General features: G+C 70.7%; 15 protein-coding genes and 2 pseudogenes. 8 read left to right on the forward strand and 9 right to left on the reverse strand.

Features of this window, described 5'->3' with window-relative positions:
- Positions 1–51: 51 nt before the first annotated feature.
- Positions 52–1,209, forward strand: a complete 1,158-nt coding sequence (locus tag AC3WSN_RS02200; protein WP_492536043.1) for a M20 family metallopeptidase — start codon at positions 52–54, stop codon at positions 1,207–1,209.
- Here the strand turns inward: AC3WSN_RS02200 and AC3WSN_RS02205 are convergent.
- Positions 1,206–2,336, reverse strand: a complete 1,131-nt coding sequence (locus AC3WSN_RS02205) for a serine hydrolase domain-containing protein (protein ID WP_492536045.1) — start codon at positions 2,334–2,336, stop codon at positions 1,206–1,208. The two genes, AC3WSN_RS02200 and AC3WSN_RS02205, sit on opposite strands and share 4 nt — an antisense overlap.
- A gap of 191 nt (positions 2,337–2,527) precedes the next feature.
- Here AC3WSN_RS02205 and AC3WSN_RS02210 point away from each other — a divergent pair, with 191 nt between their 5' ends.
- Positions 2,528–4,126, forward strand: a complete 1,599-nt coding sequence (locus tag AC3WSN_RS02210) for an ABC transporter substrate-binding protein (RefSeq protein WP_492536047.1) — start codon at positions 2,528–2,530, stop codon at positions 4,124–4,126.
- Positions 4,127–4,162: 36 nt separating this feature from the next.
- On the opposite strand, the gene AC3WSN_RS02215 is transcribed toward AC3WSN_RS02210, so the two are convergent.
- From AC3WSN_RS02215 to AC3WSN_RS02225, 3 genes and pseudogenes are all read right to left on the reverse strand, one after another.
- A complete protein-coding gene (locus tag AC3WSN_RS02215) occupies positions 4,163–4,951 on the reverse strand; it encodes an SDR family NAD(P)-dependent oxidoreductase (protein WP_492536049.1) in 789 nt (262 codons plus the stop codon).
- 299 nt (positions 4,952–5,250) lie between these two features.
- Positions 5,251–6,256 (reverse strand): annotated as a pseudogene (locus tag AC3WSN_RS02220) (FAD:protein FMN transferase).
- A pseudogene (locus AC3WSN_RS02225) lies at positions 6,253–6,737 on the reverse strand (4Fe-4S binding protein); the annotation flags it as partial. The pseudogenes AC3WSN_RS02225 and AC3WSN_RS02220, both read right to left, overlap by 4 nt.
- Positions 6,738–7,013: 276 nt before the next feature.
- On the opposite strand from AC3WSN_RS02225, the gene AC3WSN_RS02230 reads away from it, so the two are divergent.
- From AC3WSN_RS02230 to AC3WSN_RS02255, 6 genes are all read left to right on the forward strand, one after another.
- Entirely contained in the window at positions 7,014–7,673 is a 660-nt protein-coding gene (locus AC3WSN_RS02230; RefSeq protein ID WP_192711472.1) for a response regulator, read from the forward strand.
- 435 nt (positions 7,674–8,108) lie between these two features.
- Positions 8,109–8,594: a MarR family winged helix-turn-helix transcriptional regulator gene (locus AC3WSN_RS02235; protein ID WP_492536051.1), complete on the forward strand. Its 486-nt coding sequence runs from the start codon at positions 8,109–8,111 to the stop codon at positions 8,592–8,594.
- The gene (locus AC3WSN_RS02240) at positions 8,591–10,648 is read left to right on the forward strand and encodes an FUSC family protein (protein WP_492536053.1); all 2,058 of its coding nucleotides are present in this window, start codon (positions 8,591–8,593) and stop codon (positions 10,646–10,648) included. The genes AC3WSN_RS02235 and AC3WSN_RS02240 overlap by 4 nt, the downstream gene beginning before the upstream one ends.
- Positions 10,645–10,854 carry a DUF1656 domain-containing protein gene (locus AC3WSN_RS02245; protein ID WP_010683917.1) on the forward strand — a complete coding sequence of 70 codons (210 nt, stop codon included), beginning with the start codon at positions 10,645–10,647 and terminating at the stop codon, positions 10,852–10,854. Before AC3WSN_RS02240 ends, AC3WSN_RS02245 begins: the two co-directional genes overlap by 4 nt.
- The gene (locus AC3WSN_RS02250) at positions 10,851–11,777 is read left to right on the forward strand and encodes an efflux RND transporter periplasmic adaptor subunit (protein WP_492536055.1); all 927 of its coding nucleotides are present in this window, start codon (positions 10,851–10,853) and stop codon (positions 11,775–11,777) included. The genes AC3WSN_RS02245 and AC3WSN_RS02250 overlap by 4 nt, the downstream gene beginning before the upstream one ends.
- 61 nt (positions 11,778–11,838) lie before the next feature.
- Positions 11,839–12,117, forward strand: a complete 279-nt coding sequence (locus AC3WSN_RS02255) for a hypothetical protein (RefSeq protein ID WP_192711476.1) — start codon at positions 11,839–11,841, stop codon at positions 12,115–12,117.
- A gap of 238 nt (positions 12,118–12,355) precedes the next feature.
- Here the strand turns inward: AC3WSN_RS02255 and AC3WSN_RS02260 are convergent, their stop codons facing one another.
- From AC3WSN_RS02260 to AC3WSN_RS02280, 5 genes are all read right to left on the reverse strand, one after another.
- Complete coding sequence (locus AC3WSN_RS02260; protein ID WP_492536057.1) at positions 12,356–13,828, reverse strand: NAD-dependent succinate-semialdehyde dehydrogenase; 1,473 nt, start codon at positions 13,826–13,828, stop codon at positions 12,356–12,358.
- Positions 13,821–15,833, reverse strand: coding sequence for an acyl CoA:acetate/3-ketoacid CoA transferase (locus AC3WSN_RS02265; RefSeq protein ID WP_492536059.1), 2,013 nt, complete (start codon positions 15,831–15,833; stop codon positions 13,821–13,823). The genes AC3WSN_RS02260 and AC3WSN_RS02265 overlap by 8 nt, the downstream gene beginning before the upstream one ends.
- Positions 15,834–15,857: 24 nt before the next feature.
- Positions 15,858–16,988, reverse strand: a complete 1,131-nt coding sequence (gene phaC / locus AC3WSN_RS02270; protein WP_492536061.1) for a class III poly(R)-hydroxyalkanoic acid synthase subunit PhaC — start codon at positions 16,986–16,988, stop codon at positions 15,858–15,860.
- Complete coding sequence (locus tag AC3WSN_RS02275) at positions 16,981–17,811, reverse strand: poly(R)-hydroxyalkanoic acid synthase subunit PhaE (RefSeq protein WP_492536062.1); 831 nt, start codon at positions 17,809–17,811, stop codon at positions 16,981–16,983. Before AC3WSN_RS02275 ends, phaC begins: the two co-directional genes overlap by 8 nt.
- Before the next feature lie 151 nt (positions 17,812–17,962).
- Positions 17,963–19,138 (reverse strand): iron-containing alcohol dehydrogenase, encoded by a 1,176-nt coding sequence (locus tag AC3WSN_RS02280; protein ID WP_492536064.1) that lies wholly within the window; start codon positions 19,136–19,138, stop codon positions 17,963–17,965.
- Positions 19,139–19,166 lie beyond the last annotated feature (28 nt).

The following is a 19,166-nucleotide window of genomic DNA, read 5'->3' on the forward strand; positions in this document are numbered from 1 at the left end:
GCGCGAAGGCGCTCGAGCCCATCATCCGACGCGCTCCATTCGAGGATCCCCATGACCGCACCTGACGCCGACGCCCTCGGCTGGCTGGACACGCAGGAGGACGCCATGCTGGCCCTCCTCGAAGCGCTGGTGAACATCGATTCCGGCTCCTACGACAAGCCGGGCGTCGATGCGGTCGGCGCCCGCATCGCAGAGTTCCTGGCCGGCCACGGCATCCCGGTCACGACGGTCCCGGTGGAGGGCTACGGCGACGCGCTGAAGGCCCATGTCGCCGGGTCCGGCGGCGGCAACCGACCGGTCGTGCTGATGGGCCATCGCGACACGGTCTTCCCGAAGGGCGAGGTGGCCCATCGGCCGTTCCGGATCGCGGACGGGCGCGCCTACGGGCCGGGCGTCGCCGACATGAAGGCGGGCCTCGTGATGAACGCCTTCGTACTCGCAGCCTTCCACCGCGCCGGCGCGCCAGTGCCGCTCGTCGGCCTGTTCACCAGCGACGAGGAGATCGGCTCGCCGGCCTGCCGGCCGATCATCGAGGAGACCGCGCGCGGCGCCCGGGCGGTGCTGAATTCCGAGCCCGGCCGCCCCACAGGGAACGTCGTCACGGGCCGCAAGGGCGGCGTGTTCATGGTCCTCGAGGTGCGCGGCAAGGCTGCCCATTCCGGCGGCAACTACGCCGACGGGCGCAGCGCCATCCTGGAACTCGCGCACAAGACCGTGGCCTTCCACGCGATCACCGATCTGGAGCGCGGCACGACGGTGAATGTCGGGCTGATCGCGGGCGGGCAGTCGGTGAACACCGTGGCCCCGCGGGCGACCTGCGAGATCGACCTGCGCTACGTGACCCCGCCGGACCGGGCGGCGGCCATGGACCGGATCGCCGCAATCGTGGCGGACTCGACCGTTCCCGACACCACCGCGCATCTGACCATCAAGGGCGAGTTCCTGCCGCTGGTTCAGGACGAGGCCTCGCGGGCGCTGTTCGAGACCTACGCGCGGGTCAGCGCCCGGCAGGGCACGCCGGTCGCAGGCGAGTTCGCCGGCGGCTGCGCCGATTCCGGCTTCACCGCCAGCGTCGGCTGTCCGACGCTCTGCGCCGTGGGACCGGTCGGCGGGAAGGCGCACTCGCCGGAGGAGTATCTGGAGGTCGCGACGCTCGTCCCCCGGGCGCGCGCGATGGCCGAGACCATCGCGGCATTGGCGCAGGCCTAATCCCGCAGCGCCGCCACGAGGCGGAGCAGGAAGCCGTCGAGGGCGGACTTGTCGATCCAGCGCAGGACCGCGACGAGGTCGCGGTCCGGATCGCACCAGATGACGTTGTTGCCGGCCCCGAGGGCACTGAAGGCTGAGGCGGGCAGTTTTGGCTTGGCGGATGCGCCGCGGTTCAGCCACCAGAGATAGCCGTAGCTGTCGAGGGTCGGCGAGGGGGTCAGCATGGCGCCAATCCAGCCCTCCGAGAGGATCCGGCGCCCGTTCCAGTCGCCGCCCCGGGCGATGAGCAGCCCGAAGCGGGCATGGTCGTCGGCGCCGATGAACAGGCCGCCGCCCCAGTGGCCGCCGCCTGGCACGGACTGGACCCGGGCGCCGTCGATCTCAACCCAGGCATTGTCGTAGCCATGCCAAGCCCAGTCCCGCGAGGCGCCGATCGGCTCCATGATCCGCGTGCGGAGCACCTCCGGCAGGGCGCGGCCGAAGCGGCGCATCAGACAGTAGGACAGCAGGTTTACCCGCACGTCGTTGTACTCGTAATGCGTGCCCGGCGCGCGCAGGGGTCGCCTCTCGCCCTTGCGGCTGTTGTCGGCGCCCGGGCCGATCTGGCGATGGTGGTCGACCTGGTCGGACTTGCCGAACAGGGTGCCCTCCCACTCGCTCGATTGCTGCAGCAGGTGGCGCCACGTGATCGCGCCGTTCTGCGGTCCGTCGAGGAGCGGATCCGGCACGTTGTCGCGGACGGGCGCGTCCACGTCTGGGATCAGCCCGTCATCGTGTGCGAGCCCGGCCAGGACGGCCAGATAGCTCTTGGCGATCGAGAAAGTCATGTCCGGCCGGCGCGTGTCGCCCCACGCGGCGACGCGCCGGCCGCCCTTGAGGATCACGCCGGCGGGCCCACCGCGGGCCCGCACCGGACCGGCGATGTCGCTCCACGGCCCGCGCTCGTTCCACTCCACGATCCCGACATAGCGGCCGTCGGGATAGTACAGGCTGCGCGGCCACTGGCTCTCGTTGGCCTCGGCGTAGGCGACCGCCTCCGCGAGCCGCCCGGCGTCGAAACCGGCCGCGCCGGGATCCGCCTCTTCCCAGGCTTCCATCGGCCAATACGGCTGCAGCGCCTCGGTCACACGCACTCTCCTCTCGATCACGGGCGTTAATCCCTCGGACTTCCGAATGCAGGGTCTGCGCCGCGGGCATGGGGAGGGGCGTGTCTCTTGCAGCCGCGCAGCATCACCACGTCCGCACCCCGTCCGGAATGCCGCGACCGCTTCGGCCCGGACATTCCTGCGGCGCGGGCCCGCGTCGGGAGTTCGAGACCATGCTGCGACGTTCCTTTCTCCGCGGTGCCGCCGCGGCCGGAACCCTCCCGTTCCTGCCGGCGCGCCCGGCGCTCGCCCAGAATGCACGGGCCAGCGTCCTGCGCTACGTGCCGCAATCCGATCTCACGATCGTCGATCCGGTCACGACCACCGCCTACATCACCCGCCACCACGCGCTGATGGTGTTCGACCAGCTCTACGGCCTCGATGCGCAGCTGAAGCCGCAGCCGCAGATGGTCGAGGGGCACACGGTCGAGGCGGACGGCACGCTCTGGACCTTCCGTCTTCGCGACGGTCTGAAATTCCACGACGGCGAGCCGGTTCGGGGCCGCGACTGCATCGCGTCGATCCGGCGCTGGGCGCAGCGCGACAGCCTCGGCCAGGCGCTGATGGCCCGCACCGACGCCATGAGCGCGCCGGACGACCGCAGCTTCGTCATCCGCCTGAAGCGGCCCTACGGGCTAATGCTGGAGACGCTGGCCAAGCTCGGGCCGCCCGTTCTGGTGATCATGCCCGAGCGCCTGGCCGCCACGGACCCGGCGCAGCAGATCCCCGAGGTGATCGGATCCGGCCCGTTCCGGTTCAACACCAAGGAGCGGCTGGTCGGCGCCCGGGTCGTCTACGATCGCAATCCGGATTACCGGCCGCGCGAGAGCGGCACGATCTCCTGGGCCGCCGGGCCGAAGCGGGTGCATTTCGAGCGGGTCGAGTGGCAGGTCATGCCCGATCCCGGCACCGCCGCGGCCGCGCTGCAGAACGGAGAGGTCGATTGGTGGGAGAACCCGATCAACGATCTGCTGCCGACGCTCCAGGGCAACCCGCAGATCGTGACGCAGCTCGCCGGGCGCCTCGGCAATCTCGGCACCGCCGTGATGAACCACCTCCATCCGCCCTTCGACAAGCCGGCAATCCGGCGGGTCATCCTCGAAGCCCTGACGCAGGAGGATTTCATGGCCGCCGCGGCGGGCGATGACGAGAAGCTCCGTCGTACCGGCGTCGGGATCTTCACGCCCGGAACGTCCATGGCCAGCGATGCCGGCCTCGACATCCTGACGCGCAAGCGCGACCTCGCGCGCGCGAAGACGGACCTGATCGCCGCCGGCTACAAGGGCGAGCGCGTCGTGCTGATGTCGGCCAGCGACAACCCCGTGCTCGGCGCCCTGGGCGAGGTGATGCACGACCTGCTCCAGCGCCTCGGGATGAACGTGCAGTACGTCGTCTCCGACTGGGGCACGCTGGTGACACGCCGGGCCAGCAAGGCGCCGCCGGACCAGGGCGGGTGGAACATCTTCAGCACCACCTGGGTCGGCCTCGACATGGCCAACCCGGTCGGCGAGCAGGTGCTGCGCTGCGGCGGCCAGAAGGGCTTCTTCGGCTGGCCCGACATCCCCGAGATCGAGACACTGCGGGAAGCCTGGATCGAGGCGCCGGACGAGACCGGGCGGCAGAGGATCGCCCGCGACCTGCAGGCCGCCGCCATGGTCCAGGTACCGTACCTGCCGCTCGGCCAGTACTTCTACCGGACCGCGTACCGGCGCGAGATCCGCGACATCGTCCAGGACCAGTTCGTGTTCTGGAACGCGCGCCGCGAAGCTTGAGCCCGGCCCGGGCATCCTAAGCCGGGTTCGCGGGGATCAGGCCGCGTTGCGGTAGCGCTCCGCCGGACGGGTCTGGCCGAGATTCGGGATCATCGCGGCCCGCGCCGCGTCGAAGCTGCGCCACTGGCCGTCATCGGGCAGCGGCGGGATTGTCACGGTCTCGCGGCGGTCGAAGCCGACCAGGGCGGCGTCGACCAGATCGCCCGTCTCCATGACGGCCGGAAGGGCGTTCACGTCGATGCCGGTGCGGCCCCAGATCTCGGTCCGCGTCGCGGCGGGCAGCACCGCCTGGACGTAGACGCCCTTCGGCCCGAGCTCGAGGTGGAGCGCCTGGCTGAGATACTGCACGTAGGCCTTTGTCGCGCCGTAGACCGCCATGCCGAATTCGGGGACGAAGCCGACCACCGAGCCGATGTTGATGATGGCGCCGGTCCCGTCGGAAACGAAGCGCGGTGCGACCGCGCCGGCGAGCCGGGTGAGGGCCGTGACGTTGAGCCCGATGAGGGCGGCGGTCTGATCCGGGCTCTGCTCGGCGAAGGGCCCGGCGAGCGCCGCGCCCGCATTGTTCACCAGCACGCCGATCCGGGCGTCCTCGCGCAGGCGCGCCTCGACGCGAGCGAGATCCTCCGTCCGGGTCAGATCCGCCTGAACGACGTCGACGGTCACGCCGGCCTCGCGGCGCAGGCGCTCGGCGAGGCCGTTCAGCCGTTCGCCGTCGCGGGCGACGAGGACGAGGTCGTGGCCGCGATGGGCGAAGCGGTCGGCGTAGACGGCGCCGATCCCCGACGAGGCGCCCGTAACGAGAACGGCTGGCTTGCTGGACATGGTCGATCTCCGATTGCTGAACATGATAATCATCATGTATTTCAAACATGACGCCCATCATGATTGTAAGCAAGCGGGCTGGGTCTCTTACGGGTGAGGTTCCGCACATGGGGACCGGACGTCGAGCGGGATGCCGTCCGGATCCTGTTCTCGCCACCTCATTCCGGGGCGCCGCAGGCGAGCCCGGAAGCCAGATCCGCTGTCCGTGCAGGATCTCGGCGCGTCAGCGGATCTGGATTCCGGGCTCCGCTACGCGGCCCCGGAATGACGGTGCGTGCAGGACGGCGCCTCGTGAGTCGTCAGGCCTTGTCGGTGAAGCGGACGGCGCAGCCCGCATGAGCGCCGACGAGCCGCGTCCCGCCTTCGCGCCCGAGCACCATGCAGGCGGTCGACCGGCCGTCCGCCAGGAGCCCCGTCGGCGCCGTCACGGTAACGGACGAGAAGAAGCGCGGTGAGTGGCCGGTGGCCGGATCGAAGATGTGGTGGTCCGCCCGGTCGTCCGAGAAGCTCATGTCGTAGTCGCCGGAGGTCGCGGCGAAGCCCGCGAACGGCGCGATCACGGCGGCGAGTGCGGCGGGATCGCGGGGATCGGCGAGGCCCAGGCGCCACGGCGTGCCGTCGGGATGCGCCCCCGAGGCGCCGAACTCGCCGGTATCCACGAACGCGTCGTCGATGCCGCGCGCCCGGAGCGCCGCCATCACCCTGTCGGCGGCGTAGCCCTGGATCAGGGCGTTGAGGGTCAGGGCGTTGAGGGTCAGGGCGTTGAGGGTCAGGGCCGTGCCCGGCTCCAGGATGATCCGGTCCGGTTCGAGGCCGACGCGATGCCACCCGACTTGTTGGAGGGCGGCCTCGACCGCCCGGTCGTCCGGCCTCGCGCTTCGGGCGGCCGCACCCGCCCAGACCGGCCAGAGGGATTGCACCGTCGGATCGAACGCGCCGCCGGTCTCGGCCCCGAGGGCGAGGGCGAAGCGCAGCAGTGCGACGAGGTGCGGATCGGGCGCCGTCAGGACGCCGTCGCGGTTGAGCCGCGCGAGGGCGCTGTCGGGGCGGAACAGGCTGGCGGCTTGCTCAACGGCACGCAGGGCCGCGAAGCCATCCGTCAACGCGGCTTCGACCATGGTGGCGTCCGGACCGGCCGCGGTGAGCGCCACGGTGGTGCCGAAGGCGAGACCCGCGCGTCCGGAGCGTCAGTCCCCGGGCGGCCGCGGAGGCCCGGAAGGCCGCGAGCCCGGCGGCCCCGGCAAGGCCTGCGGCTCCGACAAGGATGCGCCGGCGCGCCGGATCACGCAGAAAGTGCGGGCTCATGCGACCGGAACCGGCTGCGGGGCCGCCCGGCGCGTCCGCTTGCGTGCGATCACCTGCGGCACGCACTGCACGGGATCCTGGATGATCGTGACGCAGTCCATGCACTGGAAGCACTCGGGATAATCGATGCGGCCGGAAGGCGCGATGGCGCCGTAGCGGCAGCGGACCTTGCAGAGCTGGCAGGGCGATCCGCACTCGGTTCGGCGCCGGATCCAGTCGAGCATCCGCACGCGCCCGAGCACGGCGAGGCCGGCGCCGAGCGGGCACAGGTAGCGGCAGAAGCTGGCCGGATGCGCAGCGGCCGCGACAGCAGGGCAACGAATTCCTGCAGGGCGCCGAAGGGGCAGAGCCAGCCGCAGAAGGTGCCGCGACCCCAGACCAAAAGCGCGGCGAACGTGAAGGCCCAGAGCAGCAGCGAGGGCGGATCGTAGAGCAGGACGGCGAGCAGTGGGTCGGCGTCACGGCCGGCTGGGGCGGCGCGGTGCCACTCTGGGGCGGCGAGGTCGCCCAGTCCACCGCCGGCATCAACCAGGGCGGCAGCTTCTGGGCGTTCAAGCTGCCGAAGACGGTGGCGTCGCGCTGAAGGCGCTCAACAGGAAGCGTGCCGGCCTACACGGGCCGGCACGCCCAGGCTCCGGGGCAGGGCGGTCGTCTCAACACCCGCTTGCGCCCTGGGGCCGCATCGATCACCTTCGGACCTCCCGCCCGCGTGTTCGGCGGATCCCGTGAGGATCTCGAGCGAAGGACCGAGGTCTCCGTGCATCTCCTGATCGTCGACGACCACCCGCTGTTCCGCGACGCCCTGGCGGCCACGATCCGCCTCGCGCATCCCGACGCGGTGCTGCACGAGGCCGACGGGATCGAGGCGGCCTGCGCGGTGCTGTCGGCCAACCGCGGCATCGACCTGACGCTCCTCGACCTGTCGATGCGGGGCGTCACCGGCTTCGACGGGCTGATCACCATCCGGGCGAGTTTTCCGCGCATCCCGATCCTGATCGTCTCCGGCCACGAGGATCCGCGCATCGTCCGCGAGGCCCTGCAGCACGGCGCGGCCGGCTTCGTCCCGAAGGCCATGGACAAGGCGACGCTCACCCGGGCGATCACCGAGGTGATGAGCGGCGCCCTGTTCCTGCCACCGGGGCTGGCCGAGGCGAGCGCGCCCGCGCCGCGGAGCAAGAAGGCACCGCTGCCGGAGCGCCTCGCCCGGCTCACCCCGCAGCAGCTGCGGGTTCTGATGATGATCCGGCAGGGCAAGCTCAACAAGCAGATCGCTCACGAGCTCCAGGTCGGCGACTCGACCGTGAAGGCCCATGTCTCCGAGATCCTGCGCAAGCTCGAGGTGATCAGCCGGACGCAGGTCGTGATCGATACGGCGTCCCTGGATTTCGACCAGATCCACAACACGCATCCGGCGTGACGCCGCGGCCGACGCGCGGTCCCGGTGCGGGTAGGGCGTCCGCCGTGCCTTAGCGGCCAAGGCCCGCGAGAACGGATCGGCGGCTTACGGATAAGGCGTTCATACCGTTCGCGAAGGTGCGCGGCCGTCGCACCGTCATTCCGGGGCCGCGTAGCGGAGCCCGGAATCCAGAGCCGCCGATGTGGCTAACCTTGGCGGAACCTGCGGCTCTGGATTCCGGGCTCGTTTGCGGCGCCCCGGAATGACGGTGCGGTGCCAGACGCTCTCCGCTTTCCATTGATGCTACGCCTTGAGAGATGAGGCGAACCCATTCGTCTCCCGCAACCCTGTCGCCTCAAGTTGTCCCTCTGTCTAAATTGATATGATGCTATCTATCAGCATGCGAGCCGATGAATCCTGCCTCTCGCCGGATCCTCGCGGCGATGGATTTGGCCAATGCCCGGCATCGACGATCCGAAGACGCGCGAACAGCTGCAGCAGGCCTGTACCCACGCCCTCCTGACGACCGGACGCCACTGGCGTCGCGCGGCCAACACCGTTGCGGAAGCGCACGGCCTGTCCGATGCGAGCGCGCACCCGCTGATCATCATCGGCCGGATGGACGAGGAGCCGCGCCAGAACGTCCTGGCGGAAGCCGTCGGCATCGAGGGCCCCTCCCTGGTCCGCCTCATCGACCAGCTCGCCGCCGCCGGGCTGGTGGTGCGTCGCGAGGATCCGTCGGACCGGCGCGCCAAAGTGCTGGGCCTGACCCAGCGCGGCCGGCAGGTCTTCGAGCGGATCGAGGCCGAACTCTCGACCCTGCGCGCGCGTGTCTTCGCCGAGGTCGATGGCGCCGATCTCGAAGCGAGCCTCCGGGTGTTCGCGGCGCTTCAGCGCTACGGCCGCGCGGCCGCCGAGCCCGAATGGGAGCCGGCCTCGTGACCCTTCCCGGATGGCGTGACTGGGCCTTCGCGCTGAAGACCTACGCGGCGGCGATGCTCGCCCTGTTCCTGGCGCTCTGGATCGACCTGCCGCGGCCGTACTGGGCGCTCGGCACCGTCTACATCACCAGCCAGGTTCTCTCCGGCGCGACCCGCTCCAAGGCCGTCTACCGCCTCTGCGGCACCGGACTCGGCGCGGCGGTGAGCGTCGTGCTGGTGCCGAACCTCGTCAACGAGCCGATTATGCTGAGCCTCGCGGTGGCGCTCTGGGTCGCACTGTGCCTCTACGTCTCGCTCCTCGACCGCACGCCCGCGAGCTACCTGCCGATGCTCGCCGGCTACACGGCCGCGCTGATCGGCTTCCCGGCGGTGGACGATCCCGGCGCGATCTTCGACACCGCGGTGGCGCGCGCCGAGGAGATCTCGCTGGGGATCCTGTGCGCCAGCCTCGTCGCCACGCTGGTGCTGCCGCAATCGGCGGCCCCGGTGATCGTCGAGCGGCTGAACCTGTGGCTCGCCGAGGCCCGGACCTGGACGCAGGGCGCTCTCGCGGCGGCCCGGGCGCCGGATGCCGGCAGCACCGGCCAGAGCAAGGGTGTGCGCCTGCGGCTGGCTTCGGACGCGATCGGGCTCGACGCCCTCGGCCTCGCGCTCCGCAACGAAGCCACGGGTGCGGAGCGTGCGGCGCAGGCCTTCGCACCGCTCCGGCAGCACATGCTGATGGTCTTGCCGATCGTGGCCGCGGTCGCCGACCGCATCACGACGCTGGAGCGGGCCGGGGCGCTCCCGTCCCGGGTCCGCGCCTTCCTGTCGGACCTCGCCGTCTGGCTGGCCGGCGAGGACGACGATCCGGAGACGGCCGCGCGGCTGCGTCGCCGGGTCGATGAGTTCGAGCCCGCACTCGGGCAGAACCCGGATTGGGCCACGCTGCTGCTGGCGAGCCTTTCGGTGCGTCTGCGCGATATCATCGACCTGCGCCAGGACCTGCGCGTGCTCCGCGGACATCTCGCCGCCGGCACGGCGCCGGCGGCGCCGCTCGCCTTCGCCTACACGGCCCGCGTGCGCGGGATCCGCCATCGCGATCACGGATTGGCGGCGTTCTCGGCCTTCGGGGTATTCGTCGGCCTGCTGGTCTGCTGCGCCATCTGGATCGCGACCGGCTGGCCCGACGGATCCGCGGCGCCGATGATGGGGGCCGTCGCCTGCTGCCTCTTCGCCACCCAGGACGACCCCACCCCGCAGATCCTCGGCTTCACCAACTCGGCACTCGTCGGCGCCCTGGCGGCGGGCTTCTACCTGTTCGCGGTCCTGCCGCTGGTGACCACGTTCGAGATGCTCGCGCTCGCGCTCGCGCCGGCGCTGATCCTGTGCGGGCTGGCGATGACGCAGCCCCGGTTCACCCCGATGGGAATGGGCGCGGCCCTCAACGGTGCGACCATGCTGGCGCTGCAGAACGGCTACAGCGGCGAGTTCGCGCCCTTCGCCAATTCGGTGGTCGCCTCGGTGGTCGGCATGTGGGTGGGCGCCGTGGTGACCCGGCTGATCCGCTCGATCGGCGCCGGTCGGAGCGCCCGCCGGCTCGTGCGCATCAACCGGCGCAGCCTCGCCGCGGCGGCGGACGGGCGCGGCACCGGGCACGGGCTCGAGCTCGCGGCCCTGATGCTCGACCGCATCGGCCTCATCGCCCCCCGCCTCGCGGTGCTGCCCGCCGAGACCGCGGCCGCGATGGGCGATCTCCTGGCCGACGTGCGGGTAGGCATCAACCTCGTGGAGGTCCGGCGGGTGCGCCGGCGGCTTTCGGGCGTCGCGCGCGTGTCGATCGATCACGCCCTGGCTCTGGCGGCGCGCCAGCTGCGCAGGCAGGCCAGGGAGCCGGACATCGATCTCTTGGCCGCCCTGGACGACAGCCTCGATGCCGTCGCGGGCGCGACTCTCTCGCCGGAGCGCAGGGCCGCCCTGATCGGCCTGACAGGCCTGCGCCGCGGGCTCTTCCCGGACGCGCCGGCCTATCGGGAGGCGGCGCCGCAGCCGGGCGATCGGGAGATGGCGGCATGATGGGCGAGATCGACCTCTACGGCGTGTTCGTGCCGGGCCTCGCTCTCTGGATGGCCCTGGCCTTCGCGCTCAGCCTGCCGCTGCGCCGCCTCCTCGCGGCGACCGGCTTCTACCGCCTCGTCTGGCACCGGCCGCTCTTCGACCTCGCCCTCTACGTCGTCCTGCTCGGCGGCGTCGTGACCCTCGCCCATCGGACCCTGCAATGACCGCCCTGTTCTCCGTCCTCGGCCGCCTCGTGGTCACCCTCGGCATGGTCGCCGCGGCGATGATCGTCGGCCTCGGCCTGTGGGACTACTACATGGACGCCCCCTGGACCCGGGACGGGCGCGTGCGCGCCGACGTGGTGGCGGTGGCCCCGGACGTGTCCGGCCTCGTCACCGAGGTGCTGGTGGAGGACAACCAGGTCGTGCGGAAGGGCGACGTCCTGTTCCGGATCGATCCGGACCGGTTCCGCCTCGGGCTGCGGCAGGCGGAGGCGATGGTCCAGGGCCGGAAGGCCACCGCCGAGCAGAATGCGGCCGACTATGCCCGCTACAGCAAGCTCAGCGACGCGGCGGTGTCGCAGCAGAAGGTCGAGGCAGCCAAGGCCGCCGACCTGTCCGCCCAGGCCGCGTACGAGCAGGCGGTGGCGGATCGCGACCTCGCCAAGCTCAACCTGGAGCGCTCGGCGGTGCGGGCCTCGGTCAACGGCCGGATCACCAACATGGAGCTGCGGCCGGGCGCCTACGTCACCACCGGCCGTGGTGTCATGGCGCTGATCGACCGCGACACCGTCCGGATCGAGGGCTATTTCGAGGAGACCAAGCTGCCGCGCATCCGCGTCGGCGCGCCGGTCAGCGTCCAGCTGATGGGTGAGGACGGCGTGCTCATGGGCCGTGTGGCGAGCATCGCCGGCGGCATCGGCGAGACCGGCCGCAGCGACGCGACCAACCTTCTGGCCAACGTCAACCCGACCTTCTCGTGGGTGCGCCTCGCCCAGCGCATTCCGGTGCGGATCACCCTCGACGGCGGCACCGCGGATCCGCGGCTGGTGAGCGGTCGGACCGCGACGGTCTCGATCGCCCCGGCCGCGGGCGGGGAGCCCCTGCGCTGGCCCTGGACGGCGTGGCGCGAGGCGCTCGCCCGCTGAACCATCCCCGCACCCCCGGGTTGGCCTGAAACGACGTCATTCCGACGGTTCAGGAGCCCTCATGTCGAAGACCATCCTCGCCCTCGCCACGTCCCTGGTGCTCGCCACGTCCGGCGCGGCGCTGGCCCAGGCACCGCAGACCGGCGGCGCCAACCAGGGCAACGTCAACAAGTCCGGCGCGGTGGGCGGGACCGGGACGATGGAGAGCACCGGCTCCACCGGCACCGGCATGGCGCCCGGCACCAGCGGCGGCCCGCGTGTCAGCACCCCCGGCGCGCCCGCCGGCAGCAGCTCGGGCAATGGGACCACGGGCAGCGGTGCGGCGCCAAGCGGCCGGTAGGCTGCAGGCACCGCACCCGCTCTCCTCCCCCTTGTGGGGAGGAGTTGGAGGTGGGGGTGGGGCAGGATCGAGCGGTGCGGTGCCGTCTGCACCACCCCCACCCCTGACCCCTCCCCACAAGGGGGAGGGAAAAGCGCCCTTCTCTCAAGGCATCAGTGCCAGGCCAAGGTGTGTGAACCCGGTTGCCCGCAGTGAGAGCACCCGTTAGGTCCCCGGCGGGTCATCGTGAACGCGGCCCCTACGCCCCCAGCCCGCCCACGCACAGGTACTTGGTGTTCAGGTAATCCTCGATGCCCTGATACGAGCCCTCGCGGCCGAGGCCGGATTCCTTCACGCCGCCGAAGGGCGCCACCTCGGTGGTGATGATGCCCTCGTTGATGCCGACCATGCCGTATTCCAGCGCCTCCGCGACCCGGAACGTGCGGCCGAGGTCGCGGGTGTAGAAGTAGCAAGCGAGCCCGTACTCCGTGTCGTTGGCCATGCGGATCGCCTCCGCCTCGTCGCGGAAGCGGAACAGCGGCGCCAGCGGCCCGAAGGTCTCCTCCCGGGCCACCGCCATGGCGGGCGTGGCGCCGGTGATCACCGTCGGCTCGAAGAACTGGCCGCCCAGCGCGTGGCGGTGACCGCCCGCCACCACCCGGCCGCCCTTCTCGACGGCGTCGCGGATATGGGCCTCGGTCTTCTCCACGGCCGCCATGTCGATCAGCGGCCCCTGGGCGACGCCGTCCTCGACGCCGTTGCCGACCTTCAGGCGGTTGGCCGCCTCGGCCATCTTCTCCGCGAAGGCGTCGTAGATCCCGTCCTGCACCAGGAAGCGGTTCGTGCAGATGCAGGTCTGGCCGGAGTTGCGGTACTTGGCGAGCATCGCGCCGGCGACCGCCTTGTCGAGGTCCGCGTCGTCGAACACGATGAACGGCGCGTTGCCGCCCAGCTCCATCGAGACCTTCTTCACCGTGTGCGAGGCCTGCTCCAGCAGCACCTTGCCGACCTCAGTGGAACCGGTGAACGTGATCTTCTTGACGAGCGGGTTGCCGGTCATCTCGGCGCCGATCGCTCGGGCCGAGCCGGTGAGGATCGAGACCGTGCCGGCCGGGAAGCCGGCGCGCTCGCACAGCACGCCCCAGGCGAGGCCCGAGAGCGGGGTCTGCGAGGCGGGCTTGATCACGATCGGGCAGCCGGCGGCCAGAGCAGGAGCGATCTTGCGGGCGATCATCGAGGACGGGAAGTTCCACGGCGTGATCGCCGCCACCACGCCGACCGGCTCCTTGGTGACCAGGATCTTGCGGTCGCCCCAGGGGGAGGGGACCACGTCGCCGTAGACGCGGCGCGCTTCTTCCGCGAACCACAGCACGTAGGCGGCCGACATGGCGACCTCGCCACGGGATTCGGTCAGCGACTTGCCCTGCTCGGCGGTGAGGATCTGCGCCAGATCTTCCTGATGCTCGGTCACGAGCGCCGCGAGCTTGCGCAGCAGCACGGCGCGCTCGTTGGCGGTCTTGGCGCGCCACGCCGGGTAGGCCGCGTGCGCCGCCTGGATGGCCTGCCGGGTCTCGTCGGCGCCGGCATTCGGCACCTTGGCGATCAGCGCCCCGGTCGCCGGGTTGGTGACGTCGATGCTGCCGGAACCGGCCTTCGACCATTCGCCGCCGATCAGGCAGGCATCGACCAGCAGGGCGCTGTCCTTCAGGGAGGGGGTCTCGAACTCAGGCATCCAACGGTTCCTTCGGCGGCCGCGGCATGTCGGGCTTGGACATGCCGGGCCGCGGCTTGAGAGGCACGCTCTGGGCCGTATTCCTCGCCTGCGCCTCGGCTTTTGTCTCGAACACATGGGGAGCCAGGTCGCGGCTCGCCAACGAGGCGCCGAGTTTCAATCGCAAGAACGCGCTCGTGGTATACCGGGACGCGGTCTCGTAATAGCGGTTTTCGAGATAGGCGATCGCCGAGAAGTAGGCGTCGCTCACCGTCGGGTCGATCTCGAACCCGTCGTAGTTGGCGATCAGGTGGACCTTGCGGCCGATCTCCTGGCAGGCGCGCTCGTATTCGCGGCGCACCAGCTCGACGTCGTCGATGGTCCGGACCTGGAAACCTTCGAGGTTCGAGAACAGGATGTTGCGCTCCGGGTCGTAGCTGATCCGCTCCGACAGCGAGAGGCCCAGCAGCCAGGGCTCCAGCGCCATCACCGACTCGCGGAACAGGCGCGGATCCATCGGCTGCGGGTCCTGCACGATCGGGGTGAAGCCCATCTGTCCGAGGATGTCGCGCGCGATGTCGATGCCCGGCGCGACCTCGACCAGCTCCATGCCGGCCCGGGTCCGCCGGAACACGCAGCGCTCGGTCACGTAGAGCACCGGCTGGCCGCGCTCGGCCGCGTAGGCCCCCGAGAAGGTCACCTGCTCCACCGCGGCGATGAACTTTCGCGAACGGCCCTCGCTGAGGATCCGGATGCCGCCGTCCTCCACCGCCACCTTGAGGCCATCGGCCGTGAACGTGCCGGCGAAGACGAGGCTCTTGGCGTTCTGCGAAATGTTGATGAAGCCGCCCGCGCCCGCGAGCCGCGTGCCGAAGCGGCTGACGTTGACGTTGCCCTCGGCGTCGCACTGGGCGAGGCCCAGGCAGGCGAGATCGAGGCCGCCGCCGTCGTAGAAGTCGAACTGCTGATTCTGGTGCAGCACGGCAGCCGGGTTGAGGGCGGCGCCGAAATCCAGACCGCCCTGCGGCAGGCCGCCGATCACACCGGGCTCGGCGGTCAGCGTCAGGTATTTCAGCACCCGCTCCTCGGCGGCGACCGCCGCGACGCCCTCGGGCATGCCGATGCCCAGGTTGACCACGCCGCCCGGCGGCAGCTCGAAGGCGCAGCGCCGGGCGATGACCTTGCGGGTATCGAGCGCCATCGGGGCGATCCGGTCGAGCGGCACGCGCTGGCGGCCCGTAAAGGCGTGGTTGTAGGGCGTGCCGTAGGTCTGGCGGTGGTTCTCGGGACTGCTCAGGACCACGCAATCGACCAGCACGCCGGGGACCTGCACCTCGCGCGGGTTGAGCGAGCCGGCCTCGGCCAGCCGCTCCACCTGGGCGATGACGAAGCCGCCGGAATTCTTTGCCGCCATGGCGGCGGCGAGGTTGTCGAGGGTGAGCGCCTCGCGCTCCATGGTGATGTTACCGGCCGGGTCGGCCGTGGTGCCGCGGATCAGCGCGACATTGACCGGGAAGGCCTTGTAGTGGAGCCAGGATTCGCCGCCGAGCTCGACCACGCTGACGAGGTCTTCCTTCGTGACGGCGTTGAGCTTGCCGCCCTCCAGCCGCGGGTCGACGAAGGTGCGTAAGCCCACCTTGGTGATGTGGCCGGGGGTGTGGGCGGCGATCTCGCGGTAGAGGTGCGAGACCACGCCGAGCGGCAGGTTGTAGGCCTCGATCTCGCCCGCCACCGCCATGGCGCCGAGCTTCGGCACGAGCGCCCAGTGGCCGCCGACGACGCGGCGGACGAGGCCCGGGATCGCGAGCTTGTTGAGGCCGCGCTCCTTGCCGTCGCCGGGCGCGGCGGCGAACATCAGGCCGATCCCGTGCGGGCCGGTGCCGGATTCGAAGCGGCGGGCGAGCGCCAGGATCAGCTCGTCGGGCGTGCCGATCCCGACGAAGCCCGACACCGCCACCATGTCGCCGTCCTGCAGGATGGCGGCGGCCTCGTCGGCGCTGACGATCTTGTTCTTCAGGCTGCCCATGCGGCACTCCCCCGAGACTGCACGCTACCCCCGCTGGGCCAGCCAGTCGGCGATGCCGGAGCCCAGCAGCTTCTGTGCCTTGCCGCCGACGAACACGCCCACATGGCCGCCGGGCAGCCCCATCTCGGTGTAATCGCTGGTGCCAATCTTATCCTTCAGCGCCTGCGAGGTGGCCGGCGGGATGATGTGGTCGTCCTGGGCGAAGACGTTCAGCACCGGGCAGGTGATGGCTTTCAGTTCCACTCTTCGGCCGCCGAGCTCGAAGGCGCTCTGGACCAGCTTGTTGTCCTGATAGAGATCCTTCAGCCACTGCTTGGCGGCCTCGCCGGGATGGTCCGGCCGGTCGGCGATCCACTTCTCCATGCGGAGGAAGTTCAAAAACTTCTTCTTGTCGTCGAGGGCGTCGAGCAGGTCGAGGTTGTACTTCGTCATGGTCCGCATCGGCGTCATCATCGAGAACACCGAGCCCATGAAGGCGCCGGGCAGGGAGCCCTGCGCGTCGATCAGCCGGTCGACATCCTCGGGCGTGAGCGAGCGGGTCCAGACGTTGATGAAGCCGTGGCCGGCCCGGTTCTCCCGGGTGTCGGCGTGGAAGTCGATCGGCGTGATGGTCAGCACCATCGCGTTGACGGTCTCGGGGTAGAGCGCCGCGTAGCAGGTGGTGAAGACGCCGCCCTCGCAGATGCCGAGCAGGCTGACCGTCTCCCGCCCGGCCGCCTCCTGGATGAAGGCGACGCACTCGGCGAGGTAGCCGTCCACGTAATCGTCGATGGTGACGTAGCGGTCGGCCCGGCCCGGATTGCCCCAGTCGACCACGTAGAGGTCGAGGCCGAGCTTCAGGAGGTTGCGGACGAGCGAACGGTCCTCCTGCAGGTCGGCCATCGTGTAGCGGCCGATCAGGCCGTAGACGATCAGCACCGGCGGCAGGCCCTTGCTCTCGGCGAGCGGCCGGTAGCGATAGAGGCTGACCTTGTCCTGGCTCCAGACCAGATCCTTCGGCGTGGTGGCGATCTCGACATCCGCATCGCTGACATCGGCGAACAGCTTGGCCCCCTCGCTGATCCGGCGGCCGAGGGTGCCGACCTCGGCCAGCAACGCGGCGGGGGTGAGATTCAGCGGCGCGGCCGGCCCCTTCGGGCTTTCCTGATCAGCCATGGGCTTCCTCCCCGACCTGTGAACCACCCGCCTTCGCAACCTTGCCGGCCTGCCGGCGCTCCCGGCGCAACGCCCGGACCTCCCGGCGCAGCTCGGTCAGGCTCTTGTGCACGTCGTCGAGCTCGGCCCGGGTCGGCTGGCCGTAGAACTCGGACAGGAAGGCCGCGACGTCCTGCTGGGCGAGGCGCAGATCGGTCGAGGCCCGGAGCACGGCCCGCTGGGAGGCCAGGAATTTGTCCGAGCGCTGGACCTCCAGCAGGACCGCGTTGGCGGTCTCGATCCACCGGCTCATCATCTCGCGGGCGGAGGCGAAGCTCTCGCCGTTTTCGGCACGGGCATTGGCCTCCTGGGCGAAGGTCCCGGCGGCGCGGGTCCAGGCGTCGAGCATCACGGCCTGGTGCTCGCTCTGCGCCCGCCGGAGCGTCGCCCAGGCGGTGAACAGGGCCGCGTAACGCCGCTCGGTCTGCCACAGGTCGGCGAGTTGCGGGCCCTCGGCCATGCGGGTGAGGGCGGCGTCGAACTCGGCCGAGCCGCCGAGCCAGGCCTGCGGATCGAAGATTTTGGCGAGCACCGCCCCGGCAGTAGGGTCCGGCGCGCCGGGGCCGCCCTGGAGCGACCGGGTCAGCGTCTGCGAGAGGGCGCTGGCGGCCGTCCAGGCCTCGGTCAGCTTGGCCTGGGCGGCGGCGAGATCCGCGAGGTCGCCCCCCGGGAATGTCGGCCAGCCGAAGCCGGGCGCGGCCTGCCCGGCGCTCTGGGTGAAGAAGCCCGCGCCGGCCCGGGTCCAGAACTCGCTCATCGCCCGGAACGCGTCGAACTGGTCCATGCTGGGGTTTCTCCTCACAGCGCCGAGGCTGAAAACGTCGCCTCCGTCCTTGCGAGCGGAGCGAAGCAATCCAGCAGCGCCACGTTCGACAACCTCGCGCGACCCTGGGTCACTTCGCTGCGCTCGTGATGACGGAGCCGGCGACCCGTGTTCACGCCGCCGGGCGCGCCTCTCCCAGCGCCTCGGCGTAGATCTTGAAGGCGTCGTCGTAGGTGACCTCGCGCGGGTTGTTCACGAGGAGCCGCGTCTGCTTCATCGCGTCGGTGGCCATGCGCTCCAGGTCCTGCCGGGCGACGCCGACCTCGGCGAGCGAGGCCGGAACCTTGCAGTCGCGGCAGATCGCGTCGAGGCTCTCGACGAAGCGCTTGGCGGCCTCAGGCTGCGGCAGATCCGCGGCGGCCGGGTCGAGGATCGGCGCCAGCTCGGCGTAGAGCGCCTCGGCGTGCGAGAGGTTGAAGCGCATCACCCCCATCAGCACCAGGGCATTCGAGAGCCCGTGCGGCACGTGGAAGATCGCGCCTACCGGGTAGGCGAGGGCGTGAACCGCCGCCACCGGCGCGTTGGCGAAGGCCATGCCGGCCAGCATCGAGCCGAGCAGCATGCCGGAGCGAGCCTCGAGGTTCTTCCCGTCCGTGCAGGCGGTGCGGATGTTGGCCGAGAGCAGCGCCAGCGCCTGCTTGGCGAGCTGGTCGGAGATCGGATTCTTCTTGTTCTTGCTGGTGAAGGCCTCGATGGCGTGGACCATGGCGTCGATGCCGGTCGCCGCCGTCACGTGGGACGGCAGGCCGAGCGTCAGCTCCGGGTCGAGCACCGCCCAGTCGGGCAGGAGCTTCGGAGCGACGACGCCCTTCTTCTCGGTGGTCGGCGTCGTGACGATCGAGATCGGCGTCACCTCCGAGCCGGTGCCGGCGGTGGTCGGCACGAGGATCAGCGGCAGCCGGTCGCCCTTGGCGAGGCCGACGCCGTAGATCGCGTCGAGCGGCTCGTCGGACTTCGCGAGATAGGCCACGAGCTTGGCGGTATCGAGCGCCGAGCCGCCGCCGATCGACAGGACGAGATCGGTCCCGAGCTCGCGGGCGCGCTTGGCCGCCGCCTCGATCACCGTCGAGGGCGGGTCGGCGACGACATCTTCATAGACGTCGAGGGTGACGCCGGCTTCCGCGAGCGCCGCCTCGGCGGCCTTGGTGAGGCCGGCGCTGCGCACGCCCTTGTCGGTGACCAGCAGGACGCGCTTGGCCCCGAAGCTGCCAACGATCTCCGGCAACTTCCGGGAGGCGCCGGCCTCGAACAGCACGTTCGGCGTGGTCTGGAAGGTGAACGGGTTCATCGCACTGCCCTGTCTTGATCCTGACCCA

It is taken from the genome of Methylobacterium sp. FW102-HT35C08, assembly GCF_058790235.1.